The sequence below is a fragment of the Pseudomonas cremoricolorata genome, assembly GCF_000759535.1.
Taxonomy (GTDB): Bacteria; Pseudomonadota; Gammaproteobacteria; order Pseudomonadales; family Pseudomonadaceae; genus Aquipseudomonas; species Aquipseudomonas cremoricolorata_A.
Map to the genome: position 1 here is coordinate 4,711,355 of NZ_CP009455.1, position 15,998 is coordinate 4,727,352.

The following is a 15,998-nucleotide window of genomic DNA, read 5'->3' on the forward strand; positions in this document are numbered from 1 at the left end:
AGGAGCTAGGAGCCTGCAGCTGGTCAATTCTTTTGCTTGGCGAACGCTGCTTCCAGTGCCTCGTTGATGGTGCGCAGCACCTTGACCCGGGCCCAGCGTTTGTCGTTGGCCTCGACCAGGGTCCAGGGGGCGATTTCGGTGCTGGTGCGGTCGACCATGTCGCCGACGGCGTCGCGGTAGACGTCCCATTTGGCGCGGTTGCGCCAGTCGTCTTCGGTGATCTTGTAGCGTTTGAAGGGGATCTGTTCGCGTTCTTCGAAGCGTTCGAGCTGGGTCTGCTGGTCGATGGCCAGCCAGAACTTGACCACCACCACGCCGGCGTTGCTCAGTTGCTCTTCGAAGTCGTTGATCTCGCCGTAGGCGCGCATCCAGTCAGCCGGGGTGCAGAAGCCCTCGACCCGCTCGACCAGCACCCGGCCATACCACGAGCGGTCGAAGATGGTGAACTTGCCGCGCGCCGGCACGTGCCGCCAGAAGCGCCACAGGTAGGGTTGGGCGCGTTCTTCCTCGGTTGGTGCGGCGATCGGCACGATGCGGTACTGGCGCGGATCGAGCGCCGCTGCCACGCGGCGGATCGCCCCGCCCTTGCCGGCTGCGTCATTGCCCTCGAACACCGCCAGCAGCGCATGCCGGCGCATGGCCTTGTGCCGCAGCAGGCCGGCCAGGCGCGCCTGCTCGGTCACCAGCTGTTCCTGGTAATCGGCCTTGTCCAGGCGCTGGCTGAGGTCGAGGGCGCCAAGCAGGCTCATCTGGTCGATGCTGCGCCCCAGCGGCGCGACGTTGGCCTGGCGCTTGCCTTTCGGTTCGTTGGCCAGGGCGGCTTGCAGGCTTTCCAGCAGGATTCGCCCGACCGCCAGGCTGCGGTAGTGCGGGTCGACGCCTTCGATCACATGCCACGGCGCGTAGTCACGGCTGGTACGCCGCAGCACGCGCTCGCCAAAGCGCACGAAGCGGTCGTAGGTCTTGGACTGCTGCCAGTCCAGCGGGCTGATGCGCCAGCTGTGCAGCGGGTCGTCACGCAGCGCCTTGAGGCGGGTTTTCATCTGCTTTTTCGAGAGGTGGAACCAGAACTTGATGATCAGCGCGCCTTCATCGCAGAGCATTTGCTCGAGGCGCTCGGCGCCAGTGATGGCCTGATCGAGCACGGCGTCCTTGAACTGGCCATGCACCCGGCCTTGCAGCATCTGGCTGTACCAGTTGCCGAAGAACACGCCCATGCGCCCCTTGGGCGGCAATGCCCGCCAGTAGCGCCAGGCCGGTGGCCGGGCCAGCTCTTCGTCGGTCTGCTGGTCGAAGGTGCGCACTTCGATCAGGCGCGGGTCCATCCACTCGTTGAGCAGCTTGACCGTCTCGCCCTTGCCCGCACCTTCGATGCCGTTGATCAGGATGATGACCGGGAAACGCGCCTGCTGCTTGAGTTCGTACTGGGCGTCGAGCAGCGCCTCGCGCAGGGCAGGTTCTTCGGCGTCATAGGTTTCCTTGTCGATGCAGTGGCCGATTTCAGCGGATTCGAACATTGAGAACTCCTTGAGTAGACGGTGAAGACTAGCGGATCGGCTGGCGCTGTTTACCTTGCCAGGTCAAGGTCAGGGAAATGACTGGGGCAGATGACTTAACATAGGCGCTCTGCCACCGCTGAGCCGATCATGTCCGACACCCTCCCCTACGCCCAGCTCGACTGGGATGAACAAGGCCGCCCGTACTCACGGCACTACGACGATGTGTATTTCTCCCGTACCGAAGGGACCTTGGAAACCCACTATGTGTTCATCGAAGGTAATCGCCTCGAGCAACGTTTCGCTGCGCTCCAGGGCCATGAAAGCCTGCTGATCGGCGAAACCGGCTTCGGCACCGGGATGAACTTTTACTGCGCCTGGCAGGCCTTCGCCGCCCACGCGCCGAGTACGGCGCGCCTGCACTTCATCAGCGTGGAAAAACACCCGCTGAGCCACGCCGACCTCAGCCGCGCAGTGCAGCTGTGGCCGGAGCTGGCTGAATTCTGGCAGCCGCTGCTGGCGCAGTACGTGGCGGTGCATCAAGGCTTCCAGCAGTTCAGCTTCGCCGAGGGGCGCGTCACCCTGACCTTGATGATCGGTGACGCCATCGAGCAGTTGGCGCAGCTCGACGCGCCGGTCGATGCCTGGTTCCTCGACGGTTTCGCCCCGGCGAAGAACCCTGACATGTGGAACCCCGCGCTGTTCGCGCAACTGGCGCGCTTGTCAGGCCCCGGCACCACGCTGGGCACCTTCACCACCACCGGCTGGGTGCGCCGTGGCCTGGCCGAGGTCGGCTTCAAGCTGCACAAGGTGCCGGGGCTGGGCAAGAAATGGGAAGTTGCCAGAGGTCATTACCAGGGCGAGCCCGCTGCCCCTGGCGCACCTTGGTACGCGCGCCCGGCAAGCGTTGGCCAGGCGCGCCAGGCACTGGTGATCGGCGCAGGGCTTGCCGGCAGCGCCAGCGCCAACAGCCTGGCCCGGCGGGGGTGGCAAGTCACGGTGCTGGAGCGTCACGCCGCAGTTGCACAAGAAGCCTCGGGCAATCCGCAAGGGGTGCTGTACCTCAAGCTTTCGGCCCACGGCACGGCGCTGTCGCAGATGATCCTTGCCGGGTTCGGCTATACCCGGCGCTGGTTGCAGCAGCTACAGCGCGGCCACGACTGGGATGCCTGCGGCGTGCTGCAATTGGCCTTCGATGCCAAGGAGGCCGAGCGCCAGAACAAACTCGCAGCAGCCTTCGACGCGAGCCTGTTGCGGACGCTGGATCAGCAGCAGGCGCAGCAGCAGGCCGGCATCGCCCTGCCCTGCGGCGGGCTGTTCTATCCCGAGGGCGGCTGGGTACATCCGCCAGCGCTGTGTCGGGCGATGTTGCAGCATCCGGGCATCGATCTGCTGACCCACAGCGACGTGCTGCAACTGCGCCGCGTCGACGGCCAGTGGCAGGCCTGGGCCGGCGAGCGGCTGCTGGCCAGTGCGCCTGTGGTGGTGCTGTGCAACGCCGCCGAGGTGCAGCGCCTGCTGCCCGAGGCGGTGCTGCCGCTCAAGCGCATTCGCGGGCAGATCACCCGCCTGCCGGCGACGGCGACCAGCCAGACGCTGGGCACGGTGGTGTGCGCCGACGGCTATCTGGCCCCACCACGTGATGGCGAGCACACCCTCGGCGCCAGTTTCGACTTCCACAGCCAGGATCTGGCCCCGACCGTGGCCGAGCATCAGAGCAATCTCGAGCTGTTGCAGGCGATCTCACCGGACATGGCCGAACGGCTGAACGTTGCCGCCCTCGACCCCGTGCACCTGCAAGGCCGCGCGGCGTTTCGCTGCACCACCCCCGACTACCTGCCGCTGGTCGGCCCCCTGGCCGACTCCGCAGCCTTCGACCAGGCCTATGCCAGCCTGCGCAAGGATGCCCGGCACGTGCCAGACACGCCGTGCCCCTGGCTCGACGGCCTGTACATCAACAGCGGCCACGGCTCACGCGGGCTGATCACCGCGCCCTTGAGCGGCGAACTGATCGCCGCCTGGGCCAGCGGCGAAGCACTGCCGCTGCCCCGTGCGGTGGCAGAGGCGTGCCATCCCAATCGCTTTTTGTTGCGGCGGTTGATTCGCGGTAAGTGAGCGATCAGTGGCGCTGGGTGCCCACCCACCGCCCATCGGCTTATAACAGATCGTTCTAAAACTCACACAAATCCCTCCGGTCACTACCTAGGTGCCCAGCATTGGCACACCTCCCCAACGGCAACACCGGTAAGGACCTATGTGCGGATTAGCAGGCGAGTTACGTTTCACCCCCTTTGGCCAGGCGCCACGTCCCGCGGACCTCGCGGCCGTCGAGCGCATCACCCATCACTTGGCCCCACGCGGCCCCGACGCCTGGGGCTTCCATAGCCAGGGGCCAATTGCCCTCGGCCACCGGCGGCTGAAGATCATGGACTTGTCCGACGGCTCGGCGCAGCCGATGCAGGACAACACCTTGGGCCTGGCGCTGGCTTTCAACGGCGCCATCTACAACTTCCCTGAGTTGCGCGAAGAACTCCAGGCGCTGGGCTACAGCTTCTGGTCCGATGGCGACACCGAAGTGCTGCTCAAGGGCTACCACGCCTGGGGCGAGGCGCTGCTGCCCAAGCTCAATGGCATGTTCGCCCTGGCCATCTGGGAGCGCGACAGCCAACGGCTGTTCCTCGCCCGTGACCGCCTCGGCGTCAAGCCGCTGTACCTGTCGCGCACCGGCGAGCGACTGCGCTTCGCCTCGACCCTGCCGGCGCTGCTCAAGGGCGGCGACATCGACCCGGTGATCGACCCGGTGGGCCTCAACCACTACCTCAACTTCCATGCCGTGGTGCCCGCGCCGCGTACCTTGCTGGCCAACGTGCAAAAGCTCGAGCCGGGCACCTGGATGCGCGTCGACCGCCACGGCGAGATCGAACGCCACACCTGGTGGACCCTGCAATACGGCCCCAATGCCGATGAGCAGAACCTCACCTTGGACGACTGGACCACCCGCGTACTCGACGCCACCCGCGACGCCGTGGCGATTCGCCAACGGGCTGCGGTGGATGTCGGTGTACTGCTATCCGGCGGCGTCGACTCGAGCCTGCTGGTCGGCCTGCTGCGCGAGACCGGTGTGCAAGACCTGTCGACCTTCTCGATCGGCTTCGAAGACGCTGGCGGCGAACGTGGTGACGAGTTCCAGTATTCAGACTTGATCGCTCGCCACTACGGCACCCGCCATCATCAGTTGCGCATCGCCGAACACGAGATCATCGACCAGTTGCCGGCGGCCTTCCGCGCCATGAGTGAACCGATGGTCAGCCACGACTGCATCGCGTTCTATCTGCTCTCGCGGGAAGTGGCCAAGCACTGCAAGGGCGTGCAAAGCGGCCAGGGCGCCGACGAACTGTTCGCCGGCTACCACTGGTACCCGCAAGTGGACGGCGCTGCCGACCCCTACGCGGCCTACCGCGCAGCGTTCTTCGACCGCAGCGTCGAGGAGTACCGCGACACCGTACAGGCACCCTGGTTGCTCGACGGCGATGCCGCCGGTGACTTCGTGCGTGAGCACTTCGCCCGCCCCGGTGCCAGCGCCGCAGTCGATAAAGCGTTGCGTCTGGACAGCACGGTGATGCTGGTCGATGACCCGGTCAAACGGGTCGACAACATGACCATGGCCTGGGGCCTGGAAGCGCGTACGCCGTTCCTCGACTACCGCCTGGCCGAACTCTCGGCACGTATTCCGGCCCGCTTCAAGCTGCCAGACGGCGGCAAGCAGGTGCTCAAGGAAGCGGCGCGACGGGTGATCCCAAACGAGGTGATCGACCGCAAGAAAGGCTATTTCCCGGTGCCTGGCCTCAAGCACCTGGAAGGCGCCACGCTGGATTGGGTACGGCAGCTACTGACCGACTCCAGCCAAGACCGTGGCCTGTTCAACCCGGCTGAAATCGACCGCCTGCTGAGCAATCCACACGGCCAGCTCACCCCGCTGCACGGCTCCAAGCTGTGGCAGCTGGCCGCGCTGAACCTGTGGCTCAGCGAACAAGGAATCTGATTCGATGAAAGCCCATGAAATCGCCTATGGCCAGCGCCTGCTGCGCGGCCAGGCGCCCTCCTATGAACGCCTGCAGGCGCGTCTGGCCGGTGACGGCAGCGAGCCCCACGACCAGCCGCGGGCCCTGCATTGTGGCTGGGGGCGACTGCTGATCGGCCACACCTACCCCGATCCGCAGAGCCTGGCCGGTGCGTTGCAGCAGGAACGCCCCGGCGAGCGCGACATCGCCCTGTACGTGGCCGCGCCGCAGCAGGTGCTGGCACAGGCACCGCAGCACCTGTTTCTCGACCCTTCCGACACCCTGCGCCTGTGGTTCAGCGACTACCGTCAGGCGCAGCGCGTATTTCGCGGCTTTCGTATTCGCCGGGCGCAGAACGCGGCGGACTGGCAGGCGATCAACGCCTTGTACCAGACCCGCGGCATGCTGCCGATCGACCCCGAACGCCTGACACCAAGGCACTTGGGCGGGCCGGTGTACTGGCTGGCTGAAGACGATGACAGCGGTGCAGTCATCGGCAGTGTGATGGGCCTGAACCACCACAAGGCCTATGCCGATCCAGAGCACGGCAGCAGTCTGTGGTGCCTGGCGGTCGATCCACAATGCAGCCGTCCCGGCGTCGGCGAGGTGCTGGTGCGCCACCTGATCGAGCACTTCATGAGCCGCGGTCTGGCCTACCTCGACCTGTCGGTGCTGCACGACAACCGTCAGGCCAAGCGCTTGTACGAAAAACTCGGTTTTCGCAACCTGCCGACCTTCGCCGTCAAGCGCAAGAACGGCATCAACCAGCCGCTGTTTCTCGGCCCGGGGCCCCAGGCCGAGCTCAATCCCTATGCGCGAATCATCGTCGATGAAGCGTACCGGCGCGGTATCGAAGTGCAGGTCGATGACGCCGCTGCCGGGCTGTTCAGCCTGAGCATGGGCGGGCGCCGTGTGCGCTGCCGTGAGTCGCTGAGCGACCTCACCAGCGCCGTGAGCATGACCCTGTGCCAGGACAAGCGCCTGACCCAGCACGCGCTGGAGCAGGCTGGCCTGCACGTGCCGGTGCAGCAACTGGCCGGCAGCGCCGACGACAACCTGGCATTTCTCGAAGACCACGGCGCGGTGGTGGTCAAGCCGGTGGACGGCGAGCAGGGCCAGGGCGTAGCCGTCAATCTCAGCACCTACGACGAGCTCACCCAGGCCGTCGAGCAGGCGCGGCGCTTCGACAGCCGCGTGTTGCTGGAAAGCTACCACCCAGGGTTCGACCTGCGCATCGTGGTCATCGCCCATGAAGTGGTGGCCGCGGCCATTCGCCATCCGGCGCAGGTCGTCGGTGACGGCAGCCACTGTATCCGCGCGCTGATCGAGGCGCAGAGCCGTCGTCGCCAGGCGGCTACCGGGGGTGAGAGTCGTATTCCGCTGGATGAAGAAACCGAACGCACCTTGCATGCAGCAGGCTTCGATTACGACAGCGTGCTACCGGCCGGACAGCCCCTGGCCGTGCGCCGCGCCGCCAACTTGCACACCGGTGGCACCCTGGAAGACGTCACCGAACGCTTGCATCCGACCCTGGCCGATGCCGCGATCCGCGCTGCCCGCGCCCTGGATATTCCCGTGGTGGGGCTGGATTTTATGGTCGCCGACGCCAGCCAGCCCAACTACGTGATCATCGAAGCCAACGAGCGCGTGGGCCTGGCCAACCACGAGCCGCAACCCACTGCCGAACGCTTCGTCGACCTGCTGTTTCCCCACAGCCGCGCCCTGACCTGAACGTTGCACAAGGAGACCTGGACATGTCCGAACGACATCCCGAGCCCGATCTCGACTACATGAAGCGTGTGCTGCTGGAGATGCTCGCCATCCCCAGCCCCACCGGCTTCACCGACACCATCGTGCGCTACGTGGCCGAACGCCTGGAAGAACTGGGCATCCCCTTCGAGCTGACCCGTCGCGGCACCATTCGCGCGACCCTGCGCGGGCGGCAGAACTCCCCGGACCGGGCTGTTTCCGCGCACCTGGATACCATTGGCGCCAGCGTGCGCCAGGTGCAGGACAACGGCCGCCTGGCGCTGGCGCCGGTCGGCTGTTGGTCGAGCCGCTTCGCTGAAGGCAGCCGCGTCAGCGTGTTCACCGACAGCGGTGTGCTGCGCGGCAGCGTGCTGCCGCTGATGGCCAGCGGGCACGCCTTCAACACCGCCATCGACCAGATGCCGGTGAGCTGGGACCACGTCGAAGTACGCCTCGATGCCTATAGCACCACCCGCGCCGATGCCGAAGCGCTGGGCATCGGTATCGGTGATTTCGTCGCCTTCGATCCGCTGCCCGAATTCACCGACAGCGGCCATATCAGCGCCCGCCACCTGGATGACAAGGCCGGTGTCGCCGCCCTGCTGGCAGCGCTCAAGGCGGTGGTGGAAAGTGGCCAGCAACCGCTGATCGACTGCCACCCGCTGTTCACCATCACCGAAGAAACCGGCTCTGGCGCAGCCGGCGCCTTGCCGTGGGACGTGAGTGAATTCGTCGGTATCGACATCGCCCCGGTGGCGCCAGGCCAAGCCTCCAGCGAGCATGCCGTGAGCGTGGCGATGCAGGATTCATCCGGGCCGTACGATTATCACCTGTCGCGCCACCTGCTGAACCTTGCAGCCGAACAGGAACTGCCGGTGCGCCGCGACCTGTTCCGCTACTACTTCAGCGACGCGCATTCGGCGGTGACCGCCGGGCATGACATCCGCACCGCGCTGGTGGCGTTCGGCTGCGATGCCACCCATGGCTACGAGCGTACCCACATCGACAGCCTGGCGGCCTTGAGCCGACTGCTGACCGGCTACCTGCTCAGCCCGCCCGTGTTCGCCAGCGATTCGCAGCCGGCCAGCTCGTCGTTGGAGCGCTTCAGCCACCAGCTCGAGCACGACGCGCAGATGGAGAGCGACACACGGGTACCGGCCGTGGACAGCCTGGTGGGGAACAAGGCCTGATTCCTACGCGGTGATTCGGGCTTTCGCGTACGATGGCCCGAATCATCATCCATTGCCGCTGACCTATGCTGATTCCCTACGAGCACCTGCAAGCCGATACCCTCACCGCCCTGATCGAGGACTTCGTCACCCGCGACGGCACCGACAACGGTGACGACACGCCGCTGGAGACCCGCGTGCTGCGCGTGCGCCAGGCCTTGGCCAAAGGCCAGGCGTTCATCCTCTTCGATGTGGAAAGCCAGCAATGCCAGCTGCTGGCCAGGCACGACGTGCCGCCCGAGCTGCTGGGCTGACCGCTCAGCGCCGCGAGCGCTCCGGCCCGGAACCGTCCGACTGCTCGCACTTGCGTTGCGCGCGAATGCGCTTGAACACTTCGCTGCGGTGCACTTCGACATGCCGCGGCGCCTCCACGCCCATGCGCACCACACCCCGGCGCAGATCGACCAGCTTGATGGTGATGTCGTCACCAATGACGATGGACTCGCCCACTTCTCTCACGAATACCAGCATGGCGCACTCCCGCAGCGGTGAAAAAGACCGCAGACTGCCGGGGAGCGGTTGCCCTGCCAATGGTATTGGTCGATTCAGGAACCTTCCTACTTTGGCTGGTAACTTTTCTTACGTCCGCTACCTACAAATTGCGCTAACTGCCCGGCTCACGCTCGCTGCGGCGCACGCACGCTCACCCCTTCGCGCGTCAATGCCTGGCGAATCGCCTGGGCGAATGCGGCTGCGCCTGGCTGGTCGCCGTGGATGCACAACGTGTCAGCCTGCACGGGCACGGTGCTGCCGTCGACCGCGACCACATGACCTTCACGCAGCATGCCCAGCACTTGAGCCACGGCCTGGTCGGCGTCGGTGATCATCGCCCCGGCCTGGCTGCGCGGGGTCAACGTGCCGTCTGCCTGATACGTGCGATCTGCAAACACCTCATGGCGCACCGCCAGGCCCAGCGCCTGAGCCGCGTGGGTCAGCTCGCTGTTGGCCAGGCCGTACAGATACAACTGCGGGTCCAGATCACGCACCGCTTCGCAGATCGCCCTGGCCAGAACCGGATCGGCCGCCGCCTGGTTGTACAGAGCCCCATGCGGCTTGACATGCTGCAGCCTGCCCCCCTGGGCGGTGACGAACGCCTGCAGCGCGCCCACCTGGTACAGCACGCAGGCGTAGGCTTCATCCGCGCTCAGGGTCATGTTGCGGCGACCGAACCCTTGCAGATCGGGGAAGCTTGGATGAGCACCGACCGCCACGGCGTTTTTCAATGCGGCGGCGACCGTGTGGCGCATGATTCGCGGATCGCCTGCGTGAAACCCACAGGCGATGTTGGCTGAGGTGATCTGCGCCAGTACGGCGTCGTCGTCACCCATGCGATAGGCGCCGAAGCCTTCGCCCAGGTCACTGTTGAAATCGAGCTCAGGCATGCTCTCGCTCCAGTTGCACAAGCAGTCGGGCCCGCTGCACGGCAAGGCGCTGCGCGTGCTCGAGCGTGGTCAGTTCGAAGCGCACCGCCTCGCCGGGCAGCCGCTGCGCCAGCAGTGGCAGGTCAGCGCTGATGACGTTGGCGATGCGCGGGTAGCCGCCCGTGGTTTGCCGGTCGGCCATGAGCACGATGGGCTGGCCGCTGGGCGGCACTTGCACGGTGCCGAAGGTCACCGCTTCAGAAAGCAGCTCCAGGGGCGCGAGCAGTGGCAATGGCTCGCCCAGCAGGCGGTAGCCCATACGTTCCGAGTCATTGCCGATGCGGTACTCGGCTTCCAGCAGGGTACGCTGCGCTTGGTCCGTGAAAGCGTGCCACTCGCCCCCTGGCACGAGGCGGATGGCGCTCAGGGCTTCACGCTCGATGCAACGACGCAACCCGCTGGGCAGGACGATGCGCGGGGGGTTGCGAAAACTCGACGCCAGCCCCAGCCGATCGCCCGCCTGCAGCGCCCGGCCGAGCACCCCGGCGTAGGCGCCGCGGCGGTAGGTGCTGACGCTGCCCAGCACGCTGTCCTGGGTGAAGCCACCGGCGACGGCCAGGTAGGCGCGGGCGCCGAAGCGACGCTGGCCGAAGGCCAGAATCGAGCCTGCCATGGCGCGGACAGGCCGATGCGGCGGCAACGGCTCACCGTCGAGCGTGGCGCCCAGGTCAGCGCCACCGATCGCGATCAAGGCGGCGGCGTCGAAGCGCGCCGTGGGCCCCTGCAGGGTCATTTCCACAACGCCAGCGTCGCGCCGGTTGCCCACCAGGAGGTTGGCCAGTTGCTGGGCCAGGGCATCCATGGGGCCGTTGACCGGCACACCGACATGCTGATGGCCGACTCGTCCCGTGTCCTGCAGGGTGCTGCACAGACCGGGCTTGAGAATCTCCAGGCTCATGCAGGGCGGCCCTCCTCGCGCATCGATTCGAAGACAGCGGGTGTTATGGCCACGAACCTTATCTTGTCGCCGCTCTGCATCAGACACGGCTGAGTGCGATAGGCATCGAACACCGTCAGTGGGGTACGGCCGATCAGGTTCCAGCCACCCGGCAGCTCCAGTGGATAGATCACCGACTGCCGGTTGGCCAGGCCGATGCTGCCCGCGGCCACATGGGTGCGCGGCGTGGCCCTGCGGGGCGGGTTCAGGCGCGGGTCGAGCACACCGATATAGGGATGCCCTGGCGCGAAGCCGACCATCAGTACATCCAGCATCTGCCCGCCATGCAGCTCGATGAGCGACTCGGGCGTGAGCTTGAGCGCATCGGCCACGGCGTCCAGATCCGGGCCGTACTCACCGCCATAGCACACTGGAACGTCGATGACCCGCGGCGCAGCGGCCGATGACGAACCGGCCCTGCGCAATACCGCGTCCAGTTGCTCGCAGAAGGCCTCGTAAGGGTACTGGCCCTCGGTACACGCCACCTGTTCCGGACGATAGTGCACGCCGATCGAGACCATCGCCGGCACGATGTCGCTCACCCCATGCAGCTCACCCTCGAGCACCGCCTCATTGAGTTGCCGAGCGTAGTGGGCCACCCGGCGATTGGTGTCGACGTCGAGCACCTGACCGAACGTGAGCACCAGGCAGCTATCGCCTGCCGGGTGAATCGTCCAGCGCTCGACAGGGACGCTGCCTGGGGTGTCCATCACTTTCAACCTGTTCATTTCAGTTACCTAAATCTACTGGCCTCACCGCTCGAGCTGCTGACCCGCCGTTTCCTTGAGAAAGATCAGCGACAGCAGACTCAGCGACGCCGCCCCTGCAAGAAAGTAGCCCGGCATCAGCAGATTGCCGGTCGAGCCGATCAGCGCCGAGGACATGAACGGCGCCACCCCGCCACCCAGGATAGCCCCCAGGTTCACCGCAATCGCCATGCCGGTGTAGCGAACCCGCGTCGGGAACTGCTCAGCGTACGTGGGATAACCGACCGACTGAATGATAGGCATGGGCAAGGTGGCAACCAGCAGTGCCAGGGCCGCGACCCAGATCGAGGCGCCGTTCATCAAGGTCATCATCGGCACCACCAGCACCATATAGCCGAGGAAGCCGATGGCCAGCGTGCGACGACGGCCCAAGCGATCCGAGACGGCGCCCCAGAACGGCATCATGGCCGCGACGATGAAGCTGATGCCGGCGATCGTCCAGTAGACATGGGACTTGTCGAACTTCAGATAGGTGGTCAGGTAGATGTTCATGAAGACGATGCCGATGAAGTACCCGACATTCTGCCCAAAGGCCAGAATCACCACCCGCACCACGCTGCCCAGGTGTCGCCCCATGACTTCGCGCACCGGCGCTGCCGGCGGTTTGTCCTTCTTCAGGAAGGCCTTGTACTCGGGGGTTTCCTCGACGTTGTGGCGCAGCTTGCACGACAGCAGCACCAGCGGCACACAGAGAAAGAACGGAATCCGCCAGCCCCAGGCCTGCAGTGCTTCAGGGCTGAGCAGCAGGGTGATCACACCACACACGCAGGCGGCGGTACCGCCACCGATGGCCACGCCCACTGGGGTGAAGGCGCCGAAGAAGCCGCGTCGGTGCGCCGGCGCGGATTCAGCGACGAATGCGGCCGCGCCAACCACCTCGGCACCGGCGAAGAAGCCTTGGGCCAGGCGAATCAGCACCAGCAGGATCGGTGCGAGGATCCCGGCCTGGGCAGTGGTGGGCAAAAAGCCGATCAGCGCCGTGGACAGGCCCATGCCGATCACCGTGGTGAGCAGCACGCCACGTCGACCAATGCGGTCACCCAGACGCCCGAGGATGATGCCGCCCAGCGGGCGGGTGAGGAACGCGCTGCCAAATACCGCCAACGATGCCAGCAACGCGGCAGCGGGGTTGTCACTGGGGAAGAACAGCGGCGCGATGATCGCGGCCATGTAGCCGTAGACGCCAAATTCATAGTATTCGACGGCAGTGCCAGTGGACGCGGCGATGGCCGCTCGACGGCTGACGGACTTGCGGTCGCAGGAAGGGGACACAGCATCGGGAGCGGCAGCAGGCATGGAGCCTGCGCCCTCTGGGGCTAGCACGCGAGACATAGATCACCATTCACCAAACCAACGGATTATTAGCAAGGCGGTCTGGGCCGCCTGTTTTTATATGTCTGCCAAGGGCAAACCGGTTGTGATGGGCAGTAACTGAAGTGCCGATGGGCCAGGACATGGCCTTTTTGTTGTTATGGGGTCAACGCGCCGAATGCTGCGATTCGGCGCCCGGATTGGCTCATTTTGCGAACAGCTGGCTCATGTCCTTGAAGGCTTTGAACTCCAGCGCGTTGCCACAGGGGTCGAACAGGAACATCGTGGCCTGCTCGCCGACCTGGCCCTTGAAGCGGACGTAGGGCTCGATGACGAAGCGGGTCTGCCGTGCCTTCAGGCGATCGGCCAATGCTTCCCACTCCTCCCAGCCCAGAATGATGCCAAAGTGCGGCACAGGCACGTCATGGCCGTCCACCGCATTGGTGTGCGCGGCATCCTGGCTCGCGGTCTTGGGGTGCTCGTGGATCACCAACTGATGTCCGTAGAAATCGAAATCCACCCAATGGCTGCTGGAACGGCCTTCGGCCAGGCCGAAAACCTCGCCGTAGAAGGCACGCGCGGCGGCGAGGTCGTACACAGGGATTGCCAGGTGAAAAGGGGAAAGGCTCATCATGGGCTCCAGTCTGTTCTGGTGATAGGGCGCCGGGAGCCGCGCGGGTCAGCTCGCTGCGATACGCCTGGAACCGATCATAGGTCTAGCGAACAGACAAAAAAAACAATATATTTTTTTGCAAAGCACAAAGGAAATTTGTGAATGATCCGTGAGCTGAAGACCTTGGTCGCGGTCGCCCGCGAGGGCACCTTCGCCGCTGCGGCGAGCAAGATCGGTCTTACCCAGGCCGCCGTCAGCGCGCAGATCGCAAGGCTCGAAGCCGAGCTTGGCCTGGAACTGTTCGACCGCAGCGGGCGCAGCGCCCGGCTCAACGCCACCGGCTACCACACCCTGCAGCAAGCCCACGAACTGATTCGCCTGTACCACAACCTCGGCGTGCCGACGCCCGAGGCCCAGGTGCCGCAGCGAGTGACCATGGGCGCCATTTCGTCGATCCAGCGCATGCTGCTGCCCAGCGCCCTGGCCACGTTCCACCAACAGCACCCAAGCTTTCGCACCCGCGTGCTGCCCGGGCTGTCGATGGAGTTGCTCGATCAGGTGGATGCCGGTGAGATCGACATGGCCGTCATCATTCATCCAGCCTTCGCCCTGCAAAGTGACTTGAGGTGGGTGCCGCTGGTGCGCGAGCCCTATCGCCTGCTGGCACCCCGCCAATCACCCGACAAGGACTGGCGCGAGCTTCTGGCATCGCAGCCCTTCCTACGCTACGACCGCGCCTCGTTCGGTGGCCGTCAGGTCGACCGATTCCTGCGCAAGATGCATTTCACGCCCCGCGAAGTGTCCGAGCTCGATGAGTTGCAGGCGCTGGTCGAGCTGGTCGCCCGTGGCGTGGGCGTGGCCCTGGTGCCGGAGACCTTCGGGCACAAGCGCTGGCCTGCGGGGGTTCGTGCCCATGACCTGGGTGAGCATACGTTCTACCGTGAGATTGGGCTGGTGCATCCTTCCAATCGCAATGCCAACGAGCCGGTGATGCTGTTGGCGGAGTTGATTGAGCAGATTGCAGTGGACATGGCGTTGGGTGGCCAAGGCGCTTGAGGAACCGGGCCTGCGCTGAGGCGGGGTGAAGTGCAGCTAGGGCAGGGTCGGCAAGACAATAGACCGCGCTGTGATGGTTTCACGGGCCAGGTTGCACACGGCGGCAACGATCACTCTCGACTCACCTTGCCCCGCATCTTAACCGCCATCTCAGCCATCTGCGCATACAACCGCTCCGGCGCCTGGCGCTTGAGTTGCCAGGCGGCGCGGCCGGCTTCGTGGGGCAGGATGAGAAATTCCCCGGCCTCGACCGCCGCATGGATGTAGTCGGCCACCTGCGCGGCGCTGATCGGTGAACTGTCCAGCAGCTTGCCCACCTGCGCCTTCATGGCAGGGTCAGGGCCGCGGAACGAGTCGAGCAGGTTGGTCTGGAAAAACGACGGGCAGACCACGTGCACCCTGACCGACAGCGGCTCCAGTTCGACCTTGAGGCTTTCCGACAGCGCCACTACGCCGGCCTTGGCGACGTTGTAGTTGCTCATGCCCGGCCCCTGCATCAGCGCCGCCATGGAGGCGATGTTGATGAGCGTGCCGCGGCTGCGTTCGAGCAGCGGCACGAACGCCTTACAGCCTTTGACCACGCCCATCAGGTTGATCGACAACTGCCACTCCCAGTCATCCAGGCTCAGGTCTGTGAAAAAGCCGCCAGAGGCCACGCCTGCGTTGTTCACCACACAATCGATGCCGCCGAACTGCGCCTGGCAGCGTTGCGCAAGGGCGGTGAGCTGGCTGTAGTCGCGGACATCGCAGCGCTGGCTGAAACCGTCGCCGCCCGCGGCGCGCACGTGTTGCAGCGTCTGCTCCAGACGGTTCTGGTCAATGTCGGCCAGGGCCAGCCGCCAACCCTCGCGCGCCCAGCGCAGCGCCATTTCACGGCCCAGCCCGGAGCCTGCGCCGGTGATCATCATTCGTTTGGACATGATCTGCCTCTCGCTGCCTGGAAGGTGCGCAGCAGTCTAGCCAACCCAGACCACGCGCTGAGGCCCATCAGCAAGGTGAATGCAGACGTATGAAAACAATCAGCGCGCAAAGCCAATAAAACTTTATTCACACCGCACCAGTCGGAATTTACAAGCGGCCAGCAGTGGGGTGGATACGAAAGGTCGCCGCGCAGTTGGAACACTGTCGGCACATTTTTCGTACCCACCTGCGACCGTCGGACATTGCACGCTCATTACCTATTCGCTCACGCAAGGACTCTTCCCATGACTACGATCCTCATCATCGTTCTGATTCTGCTGCTGGTGGGCGGCCTGCCGGTCTTCCCGCACTCCCGTTCGTGGGGTTATGGCCCGTCCGGCATCATCGGCGTGATCCTGGTGGTTCTGCTGATTCTGCTGCTGCTCGGTCGGATATGA

At 65.2% G+C, this 15,998-nt stretch carries 15 protein-coding genes; 7 read left to right on the top strand and 8 right to left on the bottom strand.

Annotated features, from left to right (window positions below):
- Window positions 1–23: 23 nt before the first annotated feature.
- Window positions 24–1,517 (bottom strand): polyphosphate:AMP phosphotransferase, encoded by a 1,494-nt coding sequence (gene pap, locus LK03_RS21210; protein WP_038414485.1) that lies wholly within the window; start codon window positions 1,515–1,517, stop codon window positions 24–26.
- Window positions 1,518–1,646: 129 nt separating this feature from the next.
- On the opposite strand from pap, the gene mnmC reads away from it, so the two are divergent.
- From mnmC to LK03_RS21235, 5 genes are all read left to right on the top strand, one after another.
- Entirely contained in the window at window positions 1,647–3,611 is a 1,965-nt protein-coding gene (gene mnmC, locus LK03_RS21215) for a bifunctional tRNA (5-methylaminomethyl-2-thiouridine)(34)-methyltransferase MnmD/FAD-dependent 5-carboxymethylaminomethyl-2-thiouridine(34) oxidoreductase MnmC (protein ID WP_038414486.1), read from the top strand.
- A 139-nt stretch (window positions 3,612–3,750) separates the two neighbouring features.
- A complete protein-coding gene (locus LK03_RS21220) occupies window positions 3,751–5,538 on the top strand; it encodes an N-acetylglutaminylglutamine amidotransferase (protein WP_038414487.1) in 1,788 nt (595 codons plus the stop codon).
- 4 nt (window positions 5,539–5,542) lie between these two features.
- Window positions 5,543–7,288 carry an N-acetylglutaminylglutamine synthetase gene (gene ngg, locus LK03_RS21225; protein ID WP_038414488.1) on the top strand — a complete coding sequence of 582 codons (1,746 nt, stop codon included), beginning with the start codon at window positions 5,543–5,545 and terminating at the stop codon, window positions 7,286–7,288.
- 23 nt (window positions 7,289–7,311) lie between these two features.
- A complete protein-coding gene (locus LK03_RS21230; RefSeq protein WP_038414489.1) occupies window positions 7,312–8,496 on the top strand; it encodes an osmoprotectant NAGGN system M42 family peptidase in 1,185 nt (394 codons plus the stop codon).
- Window positions 8,497–8,561: 65 nt separating this feature from the next.
- Window positions 8,562–8,789, top strand: a complete 228-nt coding sequence (locus tag LK03_RS21235; RefSeq protein WP_038414490.1) for a YheU family protein — start codon at window positions 8,562–8,564, stop codon at window positions 8,787–8,789.
- A 4-nt stretch (window positions 8,790–8,793) separates the two neighbouring features.
- Here the strand turns inward: LK03_RS21235 and csrA are convergent, their stop codons facing one another.
- The 6 genes from csrA to LK03_RS21265 all read right to left on the bottom strand — a co-directional run bounded on the left by csrA (window position 8,794) and on the right by LK03_RS21265 (window position 13,602).
- Window positions 8,794–9,006, bottom strand: a complete 213-nt coding sequence (gene csrA / locus LK03_RS21240) for a carbon storage regulator CsrA (protein ID WP_038414491.1) — start codon at window positions 9,004–9,006, stop codon at window positions 8,794–8,796.
- Window positions 9,007–9,152: 146 nt separating this feature from the next.
- The gene (locus LK03_RS21245) at window positions 9,153–9,917 is read right to left on the bottom strand and encodes a LamB/YcsF family protein (protein ID WP_038414492.1); all 765 of its coding nucleotides are present in this window, start codon (window positions 9,915–9,917) and stop codon (window positions 9,153–9,155) included.
- Complete coding sequence (locus LK03_RS21250; protein ID WP_038414493.1) at window positions 9,910–10,854, bottom strand: biotin-dependent carboxyltransferase family protein; 945 nt, start codon at window positions 10,852–10,854, stop codon at window positions 9,910–9,912. Before LK03_RS21250 ends, LK03_RS21245 begins: the two co-directional genes overlap by 8 nt.
- A complete protein-coding gene (gene pxpB / locus LK03_RS21255; RefSeq protein WP_038414494.1) occupies window positions 10,851–11,621 on the bottom strand; it encodes a 5-oxoprolinase subunit PxpB in 771 nt (256 codons plus the stop codon). Before pxpB ends, LK03_RS21250 begins: the two co-directional genes overlap by 4 nt.
- Before the next feature lie 24 nt (window positions 11,622–11,645).
- The gene (locus tag LK03_RS21260) at window positions 11,646–12,956 is read right to left on the bottom strand and encodes an MFS transporter (RefSeq protein ID WP_240478636.1); all 1,311 of its coding nucleotides are present in this window, start codon (window positions 12,954–12,956) and stop codon (window positions 11,646–11,648) included.
- A 220-nt stretch (window positions 12,957–13,176) separates the two neighbouring features.
- The gene (locus tag LK03_RS21265) at window positions 13,177–13,602 is read right to left on the bottom strand and encodes a VOC family protein (protein ID WP_038414496.1); all 426 of its coding nucleotides are present in this window, start codon (window positions 13,600–13,602) and stop codon (window positions 13,177–13,179) included.
- Between the two features lie 144 nt (window positions 13,603–13,746).
- Here LK03_RS21265 and LK03_RS21270 point away from each other — a divergent pair, with 144 nt between their 5' ends.
- A complete protein-coding gene (locus LK03_RS21270) occupies window positions 13,747–14,640 on the top strand; it encodes a LysR family transcriptional regulator (RefSeq protein ID WP_038414497.1) in 894 nt (297 codons plus the stop codon).
- Between the two features lie 110 nt (window positions 14,641–14,750).
- Here the strand turns inward: LK03_RS21270 and LK03_RS21275 are convergent, their stop codons facing one another.
- Window positions 14,751–15,560, bottom strand: a complete 810-nt coding sequence (locus tag LK03_RS21275; RefSeq protein WP_038414498.1) for an SDR family oxidoreductase — start codon at window positions 15,558–15,560, stop codon at window positions 14,751–14,753.
- Window positions 15,561–15,845: 285 nt separating this feature from the next.
- On the opposite strand from LK03_RS21275, the gene LK03_RS22110 reads away from it, so the two are divergent.
- Window positions 15,846–15,998: a DUF3309 family protein gene (locus LK03_RS22110; RefSeq protein WP_033727585.1), complete on the top strand. Its 153-nt coding sequence runs from the start codon at window positions 15,846–15,848 to the stop codon at window positions 15,996–15,998.